Raw genomic sequence first — 16,785 nt, forward strand, 5'->3', positions numbered from 1 at the left:
GGAGCATGATGCGATGCAATTAAATCGCATGATGCTCCAGGAGTTTTTTCCGCATGTTGCGAGCCGTCATCTGTTCCCGGATGACCTCCAAATGCTCTAGAGCGCGCTGCGTTCAATCCGATGCAGGTCGCGCGCTCTAGTTTTTTGTTGTCGCATCGTTTTAAGCGAAAAACCGGTTCCCACTTTTCCGCACGATGCTCTAAACGACGACGAACTCCGATGCGACCATGGCCAGGCCGGTGCCTATCGACGCGAACTGGACGGCGGCGATCGCCCCGGTGCCATCCGCGTCGAACAGCAGGGCGCCCGTCGCACTGTTATAGATGATCCGGTCGCCGGCGTCATTGGCTGCCGATCCGATCTGGAACTGGGCGGCGCCTAAAGTCCCCACGGCCAGGCCGGTGAAGATGGCGTCATCCAGACGGATCGTGTCATTGGCCACCACATAGTCGGTGATCGTATCGACATTGCTGCTGCCCAGCGCCGAATTGAAGACGAAGATGTCCAAACCCGGCCCGCCGGTCAGCGTGTCCGCACCGGCGCCGCCGTTCAGCACATCGTCGCCGCCACCGCCATCCAGTATATTCTTGCCGCTATTGCCGGTGATCGACTGGTCCAGCCCATTGCCGGTGCCGTTGATATTGGCCGATCCGGTCAGGAACAGTTTTTCGACATAACGACCGGCCAGCGTGTAGCTCACCGACGAGAAGATCTGGTCGTTCGATCCCCCGGTGGATGAGCTTTCGATGACATTGTCACCGATATTGTCGACATAATAGATGTCGCTGGCCGATCCGCCGTCCATCATATCCACACCAGCGCCGCCATTCAGCGTGTCCTGGCCTGATCCACCGGACAGCGTGTTCGCACTGCCATTACCGGTCAGCACGTCGTCGAAGGAGGTACCGATCAGATTTTCCACGCTGATCAGCGTGTCGCTGCCAGCGCCGACCGTATTCTGGGCGCCTGCGATCGCCAGGCTGACGGTCACCCCGGCCGCCCCGCCGGCATAGGTGACGGTGTCGGTACCCGTGCCGCCGTCGAGCGTATCGTTACCCAGTCCGCCGTTCAGGACGTCATCGCCCGTGCCGCCTTCCAGCACGTCGTTGCCGCCCAGACCGATCAGGCTGTTGTTGCCGCTGTTGCCGACGATGGCCTGGGCCAGGTCATTGCCGGTGCCGTTGATATTGGCCGATCCGGTCAATGTCATCCGCTCGATATGGCGGCCGGCCAGCGTATAGGTCACCGACGAGAAGATCTGGTCGTTGGTCCCCCCGCTGGACGAACTTTCCACGACATTGTCGCCGACATTGTCGACATAGTAAGTGTCGCTGGCCGTACCCCCGTCCATGGTGTCGGCACCCGCGCCACCATTTATGATGTCGCTGCCCGACCCGCCGGAAATCACGTTGTTGCCGCTGTTGCCGGTCAGCGTGTCGGCCAGCGAAGTGCCCGCCAGATTCTCGATTCCGATCAGCGTATCGGTCCCTGCGCCGACCGTATTCTGCGCGCCGGCGATCGCCAGGCTGACGGTCACGCCGGCGGCCATGCCGGCATAGGTTACGGTGTCGTCATCGGCCCCGCCATCGATCGTGTCGTTACCCATGCCGCCATTCAGCCGGTCATTGCCCGCACCGCCCTGCAACACGTCGTTGCCGTCCTGCCCGTTCAGCGTGTCGTTGCCGGCATTGGCGATCAGCCGGTTGGCTTCCGCCGATCCCGTCAGCATATCATTGCCCGAACCGGTGGTCGCATTTTCGACGCTGGCCAGGGCGATCAGGCCCGCTCCGCCGCTGATGGCGAATTCACCGTCGGTCAGGTTGACGATATAGTCGGAAAACAGGCTGGACCCGTCGATCGTGTCCACGCCCGCGCCACCGGAAAACAGCTCGCCATAGCCGCCATTCCACCCGGCATAGACCCGGTAGAGATCGTCGCCCGCTTCGCCATAGGCGGTGTCGACGCCCGATCCGCCGTCAAATATGTCGTTGCCGGTGCCGCCGACCATCGTGTCGTCGCCGCCGCCGCCACTGATCGTGTCGTTGCCGGTGCCGCCATTGATGCTGTCGTTGCCGTTATTGCCGTTCAACACATTGTTCGCGCTGTTGCCGGTGATGCTGTCATCCAGCTGCGTGCCGTCGACATTTTCCATGTAACTGATGGTGTAGGGGCCACCAAAGCTGGGGTTGAAGTCCCATGTGCCGGCCGCCAGGTCGACGGTTGCGCCATAGGCGGTGGTATAGTCGCTCAGGTCGAGCCGGTCCGTGCCGGCACCGCCGTTGATATTGTCGCCAAACTCGCCCTGCAACACCTGGAAGACGTCGTTGCCGCCTTCACCATAGACGGTATCGGTAGAAAATCCGCCCTGAATGATGTCGTTGCCGTCGCCACCATAGATGGTGTCGGCGCCGCTGCCACCCTTGATCAGATCGTCGCCGCCAAAGCCGCGCAGGACATTGTTGGAAAAATCGCCGGTGATGCTGTCGGCCAGTTGGGTGCCATCGACATTCTCGACGTTGGTGATGGTGTAGGGGCCACCGAAGCTGGGATTGAAGTCCCATGTCCCGGCGCTCAGGTCGACGGTCGCGCCATAGCTGCTGGTATAGTTGGTCAGGTCGAGCCGGTCCGTGCCGGACCCGCCGTCGACATTGTCGCCGAACTCGCCCTGCAACACCTGGAAGACGTCGTTGCCGCCTTCACCATAGACGGTATCGGTTGCAAATCCGCCCTGGATGACGTCATTGCCGTCGCCACCATAGATGGTGTCGCTGCCGCTGCCGCCCTTCAGCATGTCGTTGCCGCCAAAGCCGCGCAGGACATTGTTGGAGAAATCGCCGGTGATGCTGTCGGCCAGTTGGGTGCCGTCGACATTCTCTACGCTGGTAATGGTGTAGGGGCCACCGAAGCTGGGATTGAAGTCCCATGTGCCGGCGGCAAGATCGACGGTCGCGCCATAAGTAGCGGTATAATTGCTCAGGTCGAGCCGGTCGGTGCCGCTGCCGCCATCGATATTGTCGCCAAATTCCCCCTGGAGAACCTGGAAGACGTCATTGCCGGCCTCGCCATAGACGGTGTCTTCGCCAAAGCCACCCTGGATGGTGTCGTTGCCGTCCCCGCCATAGATGACGTCGCTGCCGCCGCCACCCTTGAGCAGATTGGCCACGGCATTGCCGGTGATGGTATCGTTGCCGGATCCACCGGTGGCATTTTCGATCAGGGATGCGTTGCTGCCACCGAAGGTCAGCGCGTTGAAGATATTGCCGCGGGCGTAGTTGCCACCGCCCAGATAGGCCTGCTGGGTCGAACTGAACAGCGAATGGCCACCGGGCGTCAGGTCGATCGTGACGCTGCTGCCATAGGCTGACAGGTCATAGGTATCGATGCCGCCACCGTCCCAGATGGTCGCGAAGATGCGGTTGTCGCCCGGCTGGATGGCGACGTCGCCATTGATATAGGTAGTGCCCGTCGACGGGTTCCAGCTATAGGTCGTGTTTTCGGCATGGACCGTATAGTCCGCGCCATACATGGTCTGGAGCGCGGCGATGTCGAGCATCATGTAGGTCTGCGGTGCGCCGAACTGTTCATAGCTGTAGCCCGACAGCGGGGCGCCCACATAGCTGCGATAGGTCATGACCGAAAATTCGATCGAATCCCAGGCGGTAGGCAGGGCGGTGTTGCTGACGCCACCCAGTTCCTGGCCATGTTTCAGGCCCAGCGAGTGACCAAGCTCATGCAGCATGGTGTGCCAGGCATAATTGCCCGCGATCGGGTTTTTCAGCGAGTTGGACGTGCCGTCATAGGCATTGCCGAAGAAGGTGTCGCCGCCATAGACATTGTTGGCGGGATAATAGGCATAAGCCGTTGGCGCATCGCTGGAATTGGCGCCGCGGATGGTCGCGGTGCTGCTGCCCGCGCCGCTATAGTCGATCGTCAGGTTGGTGAAGCCTTCGATCGAAAAGCCGTAGGCGCCGGCAAGCTGGGTATAAGTGGCGGCGTTCAGCGCGCTGTGCATCGCCAGCAATTGTTGCGGCGTGAACTGCGAAAAGCCTTCATTCTGTGCGCTGACGCTATCGCCGTCGCTGTCGGAAAAATAGCCGGACTGATAGTCGCTGGCTGCATCCGTATCCGAATAGGTGATGCTGCCCGACCATTTGACGCCGCGCAGGATGCCATCGATCTTGGCATCGCCGGTTGCGCCGACGGTCGCCGTGGTGGAAGCGCTGCCATTTTCTGCCAGATCGCCCGAGCTGGGCGTGGTGACCGGTGGGGTCGGCGCGTCCATCGGATAAAGCAGCCGCACCTCGCTGCGGACCTGAGCCTCGCGTGACAGCGACCAGGTGCCGCTGAATTCAGGGGCCGATCCTGCTGCATCCGAAGTGGATGGCAGGGAATAATCGGGCGTTAACTTGACCTTGACGGGGCCTGAGCCAGTGACCTTGAACATACATCCTCCTAAAGGGCTTAGAGGCTGACACGTTCACTGTGTCTATTGGCGACCGTTTTATTGTGCGCACTCATGGCATTATTTCTATTCCGTGCCAAGCATTACATTATGTCAATAAATCAAGGCCATAGTGTAAGTAAATTTGTAGTATATTGTATTGTCTCGATTTTCGGGGAGGCGACTCCACATAAAATCAGGAAGATGTCTGGCAATTGCGCGGATCGCCGCCCGGACAGGGAGCCGGATCGCCATGCCGGGGGGCTTGTCCGTCCAGGGCCGCCGCCCGCCGACGGGCCTCCTCGGCCAGGGCGTGACCGGGATGACGCCGGGCGAACAGGGCATAGGCCTGCGCCGTGCCCTTGCGCTCGATTGCCGCGAATTCGGATCGAATCGCTGCTTCGGGGTCGGATGGCGGCGCCATGATTCCGCCGGTGCCGGGCAAACGGCGCGTTTCGGTCGGGGACGGAGAAGCGTCCGCAGGCGTGTCGGTCACGCATCCGCTGGCAAGAAGGCCAAGCACCATGACATGCGCAGGGTTCGTCATGCACCGCTCCATCATCGACAATGACTCAAGGATTATGATGCGGCCCGGTGGTGATGTTAGCATGAGGGCCGCCCTGCTACAATGACGTCTATGGTCTGTCCTGCCCCGCGTCGCGGGCAGGCGGCCAGCGGCAATCGTGTCGCGATACGGCCCCGCGCGCTTCTCATTCTGGACCAGCAGAACCGCCTCGCCCACGTTCTCGCCGAAGACTGAGCCGAAGATGCGCATGAGCAAGCCCAATCCCTCCATGTGGTCGACGATGACGATGCGACCCGCCGGTCGCTGTCCTTCATGCTGCGAACCAGCGGCTACGCCGTCCGCCTGTTCGAGGGCGGCCATGAATTTCTGAAGGAAGCGGCGAGGCTGGAGCCGGGCTGCGTGCTGCTCGACGTGCGCATGCCCGATATCGACGGCATGACCACTATTGGCGAACATGCTCTCATCGGCGCATGATAACGGAATGATGTTTGTCATTGTCCTCCTTCCGCAGTTGTTCATCATTGGCCTTTGCATGTTGCTAGGCAGGATTTTCAGCCCAGCCTATTCATGGCGATGGTGGATATCGCGCTTGGGAATTATCCCTGTCCTTTGCTTTGGCGCAGCCGCATATATCTCGGCCCATCCAACACCAATTTCTATGGATTACGATCCGAATTTTCACGGCAATCCCGGCCGTGGCGACTTGGCGGCCATGTTGGTGTGGGGACTTGTTTTCCCCATCATATATCTTTTGGCCGCTGTACCGGTTTCACTCGCCTATATCATCTGGCGACGGCGCAAATCCTAGAGCGCGCTGCGTTAGATCCTATGCAGGTCGCGCGCTCTAGTTTTTTGTTTTCGCATCGTTTTAAGCGGAAAACCGGTTCCCACTTTTCCGCACGATGCTCTAGCCGCCATTCCACAAGCTATCCAAATCCACCCCACCCAATTCTGTCCTATCGCCCCTGTCCTTGCTATAAGCGCCGCACCACTCATGCCGCCACTTCCGCAACAAAATGTCCAACATATGTTCTGAAATGTCGCATCCAGCGGGAAATGTGCGAAGTTAAGCGCGCGATGTCCTATCTCGCTCACCCCGATCGCGCCGCCTTTACGGCCATTTACGGATAGGTCGTGGCCCGCGCCTCTGTCATGCAGCGGGCATGGCTAGCCGATCGAGCGGCGCGCCTTTACGCGCCCTGCGTCCATCTGCTCGCTGCCCTTTCTTTCGCGGGATGGATGATCGCCGGCGCTGGCGTGCACCAGGTCTTGCTGATCGCGGTGGCTGTGTTGCTCATCACCTGTTCCTGCGCCCTGGGGCTGGCGGTGCCGGCCGCGCAGGTGGTCGCCTGCGGCGCGCTGATGCGGCCCGGGGTGCTGGTGAAGGATGGATCGGCACTGGAGCGGCTGGCCATGCCAGCATGGCGCCGACATCGGCCAGTGACGCCAGCCAGTTGACGGCCGATGCTGTCTTCCTGGACGATCGGCTGGCGCCGGTCGCGGTGACGCTGCGGGGCGTGCGACGGACGGTACGAGTGGTGAAGCAGAATTTCGGCCTCGCCATCGGCTACAATATGCTGGCTGTGCCATTGGCGATCGCGGGCCAGGGGACTCCGCTGGTCGCGGCAGTGGCCATGTCACTGTCCTCGCTGATCGTCGTCGCCAACGCCCTCCGCCTCAACGGGAGCGCGAAATGACCGGTCTGGTCGTCCTCATTCCCATCGCTCTGTTGTGCGGGCTCATGGCGCTCGGCGTCTTCTTCCTGGCGCGGCGCAACGGCCAATATGATGACCTGGACGGTGCAGCGATGCGGATGCTCGCCGATGGGGATGAAGACTGAATCGGAACTCGTGCCGCCGCCTCCTGTTGTCTACCCTTGAAGGAGATATGGGATGCACAAGGAACGGGAAGATGGTGAGGTTGTTACCCATGTATCGGAGACGGAAGCGCGCAGCGGATCGCGCACGCGGGTAACGCGCAATATCCTGGTGGTCAGCCTTGTGCTTGTGATCGCCGTGCTGGCTATCGCCATGGGCTTCGGCTTTTTCGAGACGCAGCAAACCGGCGCAGATGAGGTCAACGGCAATATGACGCAGCAAAGCGCCCGCTAGCCCGCTGATCAGTCGACCAGCGCACGCACGCTGCTGGCCAGGGTCAGCGGGTTGAAAGGCTTCAGGATCACTCCCCTAGCGCCGGCTTCGTGATAGCTGTGCACATCGGCCTCCCGCGCGCGGGCGGTCACGAAGACGAAGGGCTTGCCGGCGAAACCGGGCAGGTCGCGCAGTTCGACCATCAGGGTTGGACCATCCATGCGCGGCATCATTACGTCCAGCATGACGAGGTCCGGTCGCCAGTCGTCCGTCTTGGCCGCATGCAACGCCTCTGCTCCATCGGCGCAAAGGCGTAGTTCGATAGCGGGGTCGAGCGCGAGCGACAATTTGACGATGTGGCGGATATCCTTGTCGTCATCGACATAAAGGATGCGCAATCTGTCCGCTTCGCTCATGCTCCCTCGTCTCCCCCTCCCTTGGTGTGGCGGGTCGCGACCACGCGGCGCACGGTCGCCTTGAGGTCGGGCAGCGATGTGCGCGACTTGACCAATATGGCGTCGATTTGCCCTGAAATTTCCAGGTCGATGTCATGCGCCGAATAGATGATGGTGGGAATGGCCACGCCCTGTTCGTCCACCAGGTCAGGCAGCAGGTCGAGGCCCAGCCCGTTTTCCAGATGGACGTCCAATATTGCCAGATGCGGGGTTTCGACGCGGAGCAGCGCGCGCGCCTCGGCCAGCGTCGTCGCCTTGAGGATATAGGCACTGCCTTTGAGCGCGGAGGCCGTGATTTCCAGCGTGTCCTGATCATCGTCCAGATGCAGCACGGTCGGCCGGTCGATGCCGGAATGGCGAAAGGACGCGGCAATCGCGGCTTTGAGACGGCTGGGGTCAATCGGCTTGTCGATCCAGTCGACCAGATCCAGCGACAGCGGCGCAGCTTCATCGCCAGCCGGGGCTGACACCATCAGAATCGATAATTCCTTCGGACCCTCGCTCCGCCGCACTTCGCGCGCGAAATGGAAGGCATCAGCGTCGTCGAGCGCCATGTCGAGCAGCAAAAGATTATAGCCGTTGGCGGCGATCGCATCCCGTGCCGCGCGGGCGGTGGTGACGACCCGGCAGGCATAGCCTTCCTGCGACAATTGCGACTGCAACTGGCGGGCGATGGCGTGATTGCTTTCGCAGATGAGGATGCTGGCACCACCGTCTTTGCCGGTCAGGCGGTCGCGGGGGATGGAGACGGACAGCATGACCGGCAGGGAGAAGGCGAAGCGGGTGCCGCCGCCAGCGGCATCCTCGAACCATAGTTCGCCGCCATGCTGGCTGACGATCTCGCGTGCAATGGCGAGGCCAAGGCCCGTGCCGGGCGCCGCCTCGTCATTGGCGGCGCGTTCGAACCGGCCGAAGATGCGCGAGCGAAATTCCTCCGGAATGCCTGGCCCCTGGTCGTCGACATAAACAGTCGCGCGGCGACCGTCCGCGCTGCGGCGCAGGCCGACCGTAACCTTGCTGCCCTCCGGCGCAGCCTTGACTGCGTTGGACAGGAGGTTGGTGACCACCTGCAACAAACGTTCCTCGTCGGCCTGGATCATCACCGGTTCGTCGGCGATGGCCCGGTGCAGCGTCGCTCCGGCGGCATGAACCAGGCCGCCATTATCGTCGCAAGCGCGCATAAGCACATGATGCAGATCGGTCGGGGCCAGGGCCATGCGCAGCTTGCCCGAATCAATCCGGTCGATGTCGAGCATGTCGTTGATCAGGCGTATGAGCCGCTGAGCGTTATTTTCTGCGATGACGACCAGACCGGCTTGCTCTTCCTGAAGATGGTTGCCCGTATCCAGCCGTAGCAGCGCCAGCGCGCCGACGATCGATGTCAGTGGCGTGCGCAGTTCGTGGCTGACGGTGGAGATAAGGTCATCCTTCAGCCGCTCGATCCGCTTGCGCTGGACGATATCGCGCAGCGACATGACGATATGGTCGCCATCGGGCAGCGGCATCAGCCCAAGGGCAATATCGACGGGCAGCAGGCGGCCGCTATGATGGCGGACCTGCCGATCGGTCCAATAGGGCATTTTCAACTCGCCATCGACCAGCCCGATCCGATCGAGGAAGCTGCCGACGCCGGGCGCGATGTCCGAAATCACGTCGAAATCGCGCCGGATAAGATCCGCCGGTTCATAGCCCAGCATCTTCGACGCGGCTTTGTTGATCGTTTCGATCGTGCCGCTGGGATTGACGATGATGATCGGATCGATGGTGCTGTCGAGGATCGTCTCGTTGCGCTGTGCCGCCGCATATCCGCGCAATTCTATCTGATATTGGGACAGGCGCTGGCGCCACAGGCCCAGCAGCGCGAAGGCGAGCGACAGGCTGCTGATTGCGACCAGGATCCACATCACCCGCTGCAATGCTTCGGTGCGGCTGCGATAGGCGATGACACGGGCGTCGCCCATGCGCTGCTCGTCCCGGATCACCATGTCCAGTTGATGCTGCAATCGCGCCATCAACCGCTTGCCTTCGCCATCGGCGACGCGCTTGCGTGCGGCTTCCGGTCCCCGCGAGGCATAGAGGCGCAACACTTCGTCCATTTCCGCAATCTTTGCCTGGGCCAGCCGATGCAGGCCGTTAAAGCCCGCCCTCTGCACGGGAACATCGCTATAAAGCCTGTCGGCATTCGCGAAGGCCTGCTCGATATGGGCGTGCCATTCGCCATAGCGGCCGGCAAATTCGGAGTCATGGGTGATGACATAGCCGCGCTGGCTGGATTCCGCGGCGCGCAACTGCGACAGGATGTCGATCAGCAGCACGCGCCGTTCGAAACTCTTGTCGGCATCCTCGCGCAGGCCGTTCCAGCGGCCATATTCGTCACCCAGCCAGAAGAGCAGGGCAGCCAGGCCCAGCGGCACGAACAGGGCCAGCAGCAGAAAGGGCAGGCCGCGCGGAGGACGGGGCGCCGCGCCGTTCATGCCGGGCGCGCGGCCGTGACGTCGCCCAATAGCGGTTGCACCGCGAGCAGCGCCTGCGCCCGGTTGCCGACGTCCAGCTTGCGGAAAATGGCGGTCAGATGCGCCTTGACCGTGGCTTCCGATACGTCGAGATCGGCGGCAATCTGCTTGTTCAGTCGCCCGTCCGACAGTGCGATCAATACGCGCAACTGTGCGCCGGACAGGCTGGCGATGCGGTCGCGCAACATGCTGCCGTCCCGTGCCGTTTCGGCCGTTGGGAAACAGGCCTGTCCTTCTGCGATACGGCGAATATCACAGGCAAGATCGTCGAAGGGGCGGGTCTTGTAGAGAAAGCCGGCCGCGCCCAGAGCCCGCGCGCTTTCGACCAGAGTCCCGCTTTCATTGGCAGATATAAGGGCGATTGGTATCCGCCCCGCCTGATGTTGCAATTGCAGGAAGCCGGAAAAGCCGCGCGCGTCGGGCAGCACGAAGTCCAGCAGGATCAGCCGATATTTGCCATGGCGCGAAAGGGCGTCGAGCGCCTCGCTGATGGTGCCGGCAGTGTCGACGGTGACGCCGGGCATCGCCGCACGGGCGGCCAGACCCAAGCCTTCTCGAATCAAGGGGTGATCGTCCGCAATCAATACGCGGCCGCCGGCTATGGTTTCCGCCATCCTCCAGCCTTGTGCTATTCATCCCAGTTGGAATGCGTTAATGATGCGTGTCGGACTGTGATGGTAATGCGCCTATGTATCAATCGCAAAATACATTAGCTGTCATCTTTATCCTTGATGGCACATGATGATCGCATAGTGACACGGAACTTGAAGTGATCATGCGGGACGATGAAAATGCCGCCGCTCTGAACGGCCTGACCCGCATGGCGGCGCTGTTCGGGCGGGATGCGCTGCTCCCGGTGGTGGAGGGATTGCGACACGAATTGCGACAGGCGCTTGTTATGCCCGGTGCGGCTGATGCACACCGGATCGCGGGGCTGGCAGGGACGTTGGGCTTTGCCGCTGCGAGCGCCAGTTGGCAGGCGGTGGATCAGGGGAGCGAGGACAGGGCTGCCGCGTTAAGCGAAAGTCGCACCGCGCTGACCGCGATCAACGACTGGCTACAGCAAAAGGCGTAAGACGGGTCAGATCAGGTCGAGGGCGTCCAGCATGCTGGCCAGGGCGAGGCTGCTGACTGGCTGGAGCAAGCGGAAGCCGCAACTTTCCCCCTGTACCCAACAGATTTCGCCAGCCACGCCCTGCCGACTATGGGCCATGGGATCAGTCCTTGCAGTGAGGCACTGGAACCCATGGATGATTTTGCGGCTAATAAACTGTTACGGGCCGGTCCGCCATGGAGCGAAGTTCGACCATGGTCTGACGGTCATATGATATTCGTAGTGCAAGGCGGCCGGTGCGATGAGGCGAACGCTCCATCGCACCGGCCGCCCCATGCGTCAGTCGAACAGCAATACCGGCTTGATCGCGGCGCCGATTTCGGAGTCATGAAAAGCGTCGTTGATCGCCTCAAACGGGTAAAAGCGGATCAGTCGGTCGAAGGGGAATTGCCCGGCCTGATGCAACGCCACCAGATGCGGGATGAAGCTTTTGGGATCGGCGTCTCCCTCCACGATGCCCCGGATCGTGCGGCCACCGCTCATGATATGAGAAACATCGGCCTGGAACATCGTGCCCGGCGCCGCCGCGCCGACGATGCCGCAGGTGCCGCGTACGCTCAGCATGGCGATGCCTTGCTGGATGACGGCGGGCAGGCCGGTGCAGTCGATCGCGAAATCCACGCCGGCAGGGATTGTCTCAAATATGCGGGCAACCGGATCGTCGGTGCCCCCGTTTATGGCCAGCGTCGCGCCCAGTTCGGTCGCTAGTGCCAGCCGTTCCGGATTGAGGTCTACCGCGATGATCGAGGCCGCGCCCGCGACCTTCGCCGCCATGATCGCGGACAACCCGACCGACCCTGCGCCCAGCACGGCAACACTCTGGCCCGACTGGACTTTCAGCGCATTCATCACCGCGCCGGCACCGGTCAATATGCCGCAGCCCAGCGGCCCGGCGATACGCAGGTCCAGGTCGCGAGGCACGACCACCGCATTGCGGGCATGGCAGATGGCATGGGTGGCGAAGGAGGATTGGCCGAAGATGTTGGCGAAGACCGGACTTCCGTCCTCTGCCCGCAGTGCGCTGCTGCCGTCGGGCCGGGTGCCAAAGAAATTGCGCGGGAAGAAGTCGTGGCAATAGCTGCCGTGATCCGAACAGCAAGTTGGACAGGTACCGCAGCTATTATAGCTCATCACGACGGGATCGCCCGGCCGGATGTAGGTCACGCCCTCGCCCACCTGCTCGACAATGCCGGCGCCTTCATGGCCCAGCACTACCGGTTGGGGCACCGGTACGCCCTGTTGCCACATGGTCGCATCGGTATGGCAGACCCCCGTGGCGACCAGGCGGACCAGCAGTTCGCCGGCGCGGGGTGCTTCGATGGTCAGGGGACGGATGACCATCGGACGATCCGATGCTTCGACAATGGCGGCGCGAATATCCATGTGATCCTCTTCCTTCTGCTCATGTGCATTTCATGGGACCGATATCAAATAGCGATGTCGTGGCCAAGCCTGCGATTCGCGCCATCCGATTTTTCCATCGCCTTCATTCAAAATCGAACGGCAAAAAGCCAAATAGTGAGGGAAATTGCGAAACTGTCTTGGTTAAAGCCTATGTCATTTCCTGCCTGTAAGGGGATTGCCTTGTCCCGAAATGTTCGTTAATGTGACCGATATCACGAGCAAGCGGGTGACAGATCCGGCAGTGTTGGGAGGATGTATTGATGCATCGTACTTTGGTGAATCGCTTCAAATATGGGCTGATGGGCGGCGGCGCGGCATTGTGTGCGCTGGTCGTGCCGGCCATGGGGCAGGAGGCTGCGTCCCAGCCGGCGCAGCAACAGGCGGAAGGGGATGACTCGGCGACGGCCGATATCGTCGTCACCGGTTCGCGCATTGCACGGTCCGGTTTCAATGCGCCCACGCCCGTCACCGTGGTCGGCGAGGAGCGACTGGCCCAGCGCGCCATCACCAATGTCGGCGATGCCCTCAACGAACTGCCGTCCTTCCGTCCGCTGGTGACGCCAGCGACGCAGCAGGCAGCGGGCGGCAATATTGGCGCGCGCGTGCTCGACCTGCGCGGTCTTGGTGCGACGCGGACGCTGGTGCTGCTGGATGGCAAGCGGTTCGTACCATCGACCACGCAGGGAACGATCGACGTCAACCTGATTCCCAGCTCGCTGGTGTCGCGTACCGAAGTCGTGACCGGCGGCGCGTCGGCGGCCTATGGGTCGGACGCGGTTGCGGGCGTCGTGAACTTCATCCTCGATCGCGACCTGACGGGTCTCAAAGGATCGGTGCAGGCCGGTATTTCCAGCCGGGGCGATTATGGGCAGCAGAACGCTCAACTCGCCTGGGGCACGAAATTCGCCGATGATCGTGGCCATTTCATGATCGCGGGCGAATATGACAAGTCGGACGGGATGGGCGATTGCTACACCCGCAGCTGGTGCCCGCGCGAACAGTTGATCGGCAACACGCCTGCGGGTGCGGGCGGCCTGCCCGCCAGCATCCGGGGCGGCCCGGCCGGCACCGGTACTATCTCGTCCGGTGGCCTGATCGTCGCCAATTCGGGACCGCTGCGTGGGCTGGCGTTCAATCCGGACGGCACGACGCACAATTACGACTTCGGCACCATTTATGGCACCAATCCGTCGCCGCTCTTTACCCAGGGTGGCGAGGAATCAGTGCGCAACGGCTTCCTGGATGGCATATTGCTGATCCCGCCGGTCAAGCGCTTCGTCACCTACAGTCAGGCCTCCTATGAATTTTCCGATGCGCTGAAGGTCAGCGCCGACCTGTCCTACGCCCGGTCGAAGGGCATGGTAATCGGATCGGTCGCCCGCACGACGCAGACGATCCAGCGTAACAACGCCTATCTGCCCGATGGCGTCGCGGCGATCATGGACGCCAACGCCATCACATCGTTCAGCCTTGGCCGCGCGCTGATGGATCTGGGCGGGTCGGTCAACCATAGCGACAACCAGACCTATCGCGCGGTCCTCTCGCTGGAGGGCAAGATCAGCGACAACTGGCGCTGGGACGCCTATTATCAATATGGTCGCAACGAATTCCGGCAAGATTATACGGGTAACGTCGTCGCCTCCCGCGTCACCAATGCGGCTAATGCCGTCACTGTGAACGGGCAGGTGGTGTGCGGCATCAATGCCGACGCCAGCACCGCCAATGACGATCCCAATTGCGCGCCGATCAACCTGTTCGGTTCGGGCAATATCTCGCCGGAGGCCGCCGCCTATATCGCGCCATCCGGCTATCAGACCACAGACACGACCGAACATGTGATCGCCGCCAATATCAATGGTGCGCTCTTCGCGCTGCCGGGCGGGGACTTCTCGATCGCGGCCGGCGGCGAATATCGTAGCGACAAGGCGGTCGGCACCGCTGACGCCCTGTCCACCGCCAACGCCTTCTGGTCGTTCAACGGCAAGGCGGTGAATGGCAGCATCCGCGTCGCCGAAGCCTATCTGGAAGCGCTGGCGCCGGTCCTGAAGGATGTGCCCTTCGCGCAAACGCTGGAGTTTAATGGCGCAGTCCGCCGCACCCATTATCGCCGCTCCAGCCCCGGCCTCGATACCACCAGCGTCAACGCGACCACCTGGAAGCTCGGCGGCGTCTATGCGCCGATCGAGGAGGTGCGTTTTCGTGTGACCCGGTCGCGCGACATTCGTGCGCCCAACCTGACGGAGCTGTTCGGTCCGGTGACGCTGGGCCGCACCACGATCGTCGATCCGCTGAACAATGGCGCACAGATTCAGGTGAACAGCTATTCGGGCGCCAACCAGCAATTGTCGCCGGAGAAAGCCGATACCTGGACGGCCGGCGTGGTGCTGGCGCCCAAGGGGTTCCTGCGCAACTTCCGCTTCTCGGTCGACTATTATGACATAGACCTGAAAGGCGCGATCTCGACGCTGGGTGCGCAGGTTGTCGTGGATCGCTGCGCGGCTGGGCAGACGGCATTGTGCAACTATGTGCAGCGTGACGCATCGGGGGCGCTCACCAGCGTCAGCGACGTGCTCCAGAATGTCAGTCAGGTGCGCAATCGCGGCATCGACTTCGAGGCCAGCTATCGCACCGATGCCGGCAAGCTGGGCAGCCTGGACTTCCGCCTGCTCGCCACCCGCTATCTGAAGCTGGAGATTGGCGGCATCGACCGTACCGGCCAGACCGGCTATCGCCCCGGTACCACGACGGGCGTTCCCGACTGGATCGTGGACGGCACGGTCCTTTGGGATCTGGGCAGCGTGGCGCTGAACCTCCACGGCAAATATATCCCCAAGGGGGTGTTCGACACGACGCTGGTAGGGCCGCAGGATGATGGCTATTCGCCTGGCCTGCCCAACAGCGTGAACAATAACCGGGTCGCCAGCCGCTTCTATCTCGACCTTGGCGCGACGGTGAAGGTGAACGACCAGTTCGAGCTGTTCGGCGTGGTCAACAACCTGCTGGATAAAGATCCGCCGCTCGCCGCCAGCGCGCAGGGCGGCACGAATCAGGTCTATTTCGATCCGATCGGCCGCTACTTCAAGGTCGGCGCCCGCATCCGCATGTAAATGTTCGACTTTAGCGGCACCGGCCCTCTTTCCACCCGGACGAGGGCCGGGCCAACAGACACCAATCCATCCAACAAAGGACATCAGCAAGCCCATGGCGAAAAAGTCTCTGCAACAACTGCTTGAAACCAGCGACAAGTGCATCGTCGCCCCCTGCGTCTATGACTGTGCGTCGGCGCGGGCGGTGGAGATGGTCGGCTTCGAAGCGATGATGCTGTCGGGCGGCGAAGTGTCGATCGCGATGAACGGCGTGATCGACTATGGCTTCAGCAACCTGACCGATGTGGAATGGATCACCAGCCGCATCAGCCAGACGTCGCCCATTCCGCTGGCCGCCGATATCGAGGATGGCTTTGGCGGGCCGCTGGCGGTGTATCGCAGCGCCCGGCGCATGGCGATGGCGGGCGCGACCGCGCTCCAGCTTGAGGATGCCGACGATATGGAGGAATCCACCGGCCTGCTGCCGCGCGAACGCTATCTGGAAAAGGTGCGGGCGGCGCTCGCGGCGCTGGAGGGCACCAACTGCTTCCTGATCGCACGTACCAATGCCGACCCGGAAACGCAGATGGACGAAGGCTGCGAGCGGATGCGGCTGGCGCATGAACTGGGTGCGAAGATGACCACCGTGGTCAAGATCGGCACGCTGGCCCATGCCCAATATGTGTCATCCAAGGTGCCGGGGTGGAAGATGTTTCCCGACGTGCGCAACATCGACGGCAAGCCCGCGGTGACGGTGGACCAGTTGCACCCGCTCGGCTTCAACATGATGACGATGCACTATACGCTCAAGGCCGCGATGGACGGGATGCTGGAACATGGCATCCGCAATTTCGCCCAGCAGGGTTGCGACTATACCTGCGAGAAGGCGGACGCGACCGGCATCATGGGCATGAGCGCCACGCCCTTGTTCGACCCGCAAAGCTATATGGAACTGGAAGGCCGTTTCTCCGGCCGGGCCAAGGAATATACGATCGTCGGCAATCATGTGGAGGACTTCCCCGCCGGGTTCGTCCGCTCATCGATCGACGACCGCCTGTAAGGCTTGAATCCCTCTCCCCTGGAAGCCCGGTCGACTGCACGCGACCGGGCTTTTTTTGTGCCGGATGTAGGAAAGCCGGCGCTTAACTTCGCACAT

The 16,785-nt window shown here is 61.9% G+C and carries 13 protein-coding genes and 2 pseudogenes; 8 read left to right on the forward strand and 7 right to left on the reverse strand.

Annotated elements, in window-relative coordinates:
* Nucleotides 1-199: 199 nt before the first annotated feature.
* Together ASE85_RS24240 and ASE85_RS19465 are read right to left on the reverse strand one after the other, a co-directional pair.
* Entirely contained in the window at nucleotides 200-4,444 is a 4,245-nt protein-coding gene (locus ASE85_RS24240) for a M10 family metallopeptidase (protein WP_056692542.1), read from the reverse strand.
* Nucleotides 4,445-4,637: 193 nt separating this feature from the next.
* Complete coding sequence (locus ASE85_RS19465) at nucleotides 4,638-4,988, reverse strand: hypothetical protein (RefSeq protein ID WP_056692544.1); 351 nt, start codon at nucleotides 4,986-4,988, stop codon at nucleotides 4,638-4,640.
* A gap of 249 nt (nucleotides 4,989-5,237) precedes the next feature.
* On the opposite strand from ASE85_RS19465, the pseudogene ASE85_RS19470 reads away from it, so the two are divergent.
* The 5 genes and pseudogenes from ASE85_RS19470 to ASE85_RS19495 form a co-directional block, all read left to right on the forward strand.
* Nucleotides 5,238-5,405 (forward strand): annotated as a pseudogene (locus tag ASE85_RS19470) (response regulator); the annotation flags it as partial.
* Between the two features lie 43 nt (nucleotides 5,406-5,448).
* Complete coding sequence (locus tag ASE85_RS19475) at nucleotides 5,449-5,775, forward strand: hypothetical protein (protein WP_056692549.1); 327 nt, start codon at nucleotides 5,449-5,451, stop codon at nucleotides 5,773-5,775.
* 359 nt (nucleotides 5,776-6,134) lie between these two features.
* Nucleotides 6,135-6,664, forward strand: a pseudogene (locus ASE85_RS22670) (P-type ATPase); the annotation flags it as partial.
* On the forward strand, nucleotides 6,661-6,807 hold the full coding sequence (ccoS, locus tag ASE85_RS19490; RefSeq protein ID WP_056692558.1) for a cbb3-type cytochrome oxidase assembly protein CcoS: 147 nt from the start codon (nucleotides 6,661-6,663) through the stop codon (nucleotides 6,805-6,807). The pseudogene ASE85_RS22670 and the gene ccoS, both read left to right, overlap by 4 nt.
* Before the next feature lie 52 nt (nucleotides 6,808-6,859).
* Nucleotides 6,860-7,078, forward strand: coding sequence for a hypothetical protein (locus ASE85_RS19495; protein WP_056692561.1), 219 nt, complete (start codon nucleotides 6,860-6,862; stop codon nucleotides 7,076-7,078).
* Nucleotides 7,079-7,086: 8 nt separating this feature from the next.
* Here the strand turns inward: ASE85_RS19495 and ASE85_RS19500 are convergent, their stop codons facing one another.
* Genes ASE85_RS19500 through ASE85_RS19510 form a run of 3 tightly spaced genes read right to left on the reverse strand, consistent with a single transcriptional unit; the run spans nucleotide 7,087 to nucleotide 10,639 of the window.
* The gene (locus ASE85_RS19500; protein WP_056692565.1) at nucleotides 7,087-7,473 is read right to left on the reverse strand and encodes a response regulator; all 387 of its coding nucleotides are present in this window, start codon (nucleotides 7,471-7,473) and stop codon (nucleotides 7,087-7,089) included.
* Complete coding sequence (locus tag ASE85_RS19505; RefSeq protein ID WP_056692568.1) at nucleotides 7,470-9,986, reverse strand: ATP-binding protein; 2,517 nt, start codon at nucleotides 9,984-9,986, stop codon at nucleotides 7,470-7,472. The genes ASE85_RS19500 and ASE85_RS19505 overlap by 4 nt, the downstream gene beginning before the upstream one ends.
* Entirely contained in the window at nucleotides 9,983-10,639 is a 657-nt protein-coding gene (locus tag ASE85_RS19510; protein ID WP_056692571.1) for a response regulator transcription factor, read from the reverse strand. The genes ASE85_RS19505 and ASE85_RS19510 overlap by 4 nt, the downstream gene beginning before the upstream one ends.
* Before the next feature lie 161 nt (nucleotides 10,640-10,800).
* Between ASE85_RS19510 and ASE85_RS19515 the strand changes: the two genes are divergently transcribed.
* Nucleotides 10,801-11,100 carry a hypothetical protein gene (locus ASE85_RS19515; protein ID WP_056692574.1) on the forward strand — a complete coding sequence of 100 codons (300 nt, stop codon included), beginning with the start codon at nucleotides 10,801-10,803 and terminating at the stop codon, nucleotides 11,098-11,100.
* Nucleotides 11,101-11,106: 6 nt separating this feature from the next.
* On the opposite strand, the gene ASE85_RS24245 is transcribed toward ASE85_RS19515, so the two are convergent.
* Complete coding sequence (locus tag ASE85_RS24245; RefSeq protein ID WP_268795142.1) at nucleotides 11,107-11,238, reverse strand: hypothetical protein; 132 nt, start codon at nucleotides 11,236-11,238, stop codon at nucleotides 11,107-11,109.
* A 180-nt stretch (nucleotides 11,239-11,418) separates the two neighbouring features.
* Nucleotides 11,419-12,522 carry an NAD(P)-dependent alcohol dehydrogenase gene (locus ASE85_RS19520; protein WP_056692577.1) on the reverse strand — a complete coding sequence of 368 codons (1,104 nt, stop codon included), beginning with the start codon at nucleotides 12,520-12,522 and terminating at the stop codon, nucleotides 11,419-11,421.
* 281 nt (nucleotides 12,523-12,803) lie between these two features.
* On the opposite strand from ASE85_RS19520, the gene ASE85_RS19525 reads away from it, so the two are divergent.
* Entirely contained in the window at nucleotides 12,804-15,650 is a 2,847-nt protein-coding gene (locus ASE85_RS19525) for a TonB-dependent receptor (RefSeq protein ID WP_056692579.1), read from the forward strand.
* Nucleotides 15,651-15,744: 94 nt separating this feature from the next.
* On the forward strand, nucleotides 15,745-16,689 hold the full coding sequence (locus tag ASE85_RS19530) for an isocitrate lyase/PEP mutase family protein (RefSeq protein WP_056692582.1): 945 nt from the start codon (nucleotides 15,745-15,747) through the stop codon (nucleotides 16,687-16,689).
* Nucleotides 16,690-16,785: the final 96 nt, after the last annotated feature.

The sequence above is a fragment of the Sphingobium sp. Leaf26 genome (assembly GCF_001421665.1).
GTDB lineage: Bacteria > Pseudomonadota > Alphaproteobacteria > Sphingomonadales > Sphingomonadaceae > Sphingobium.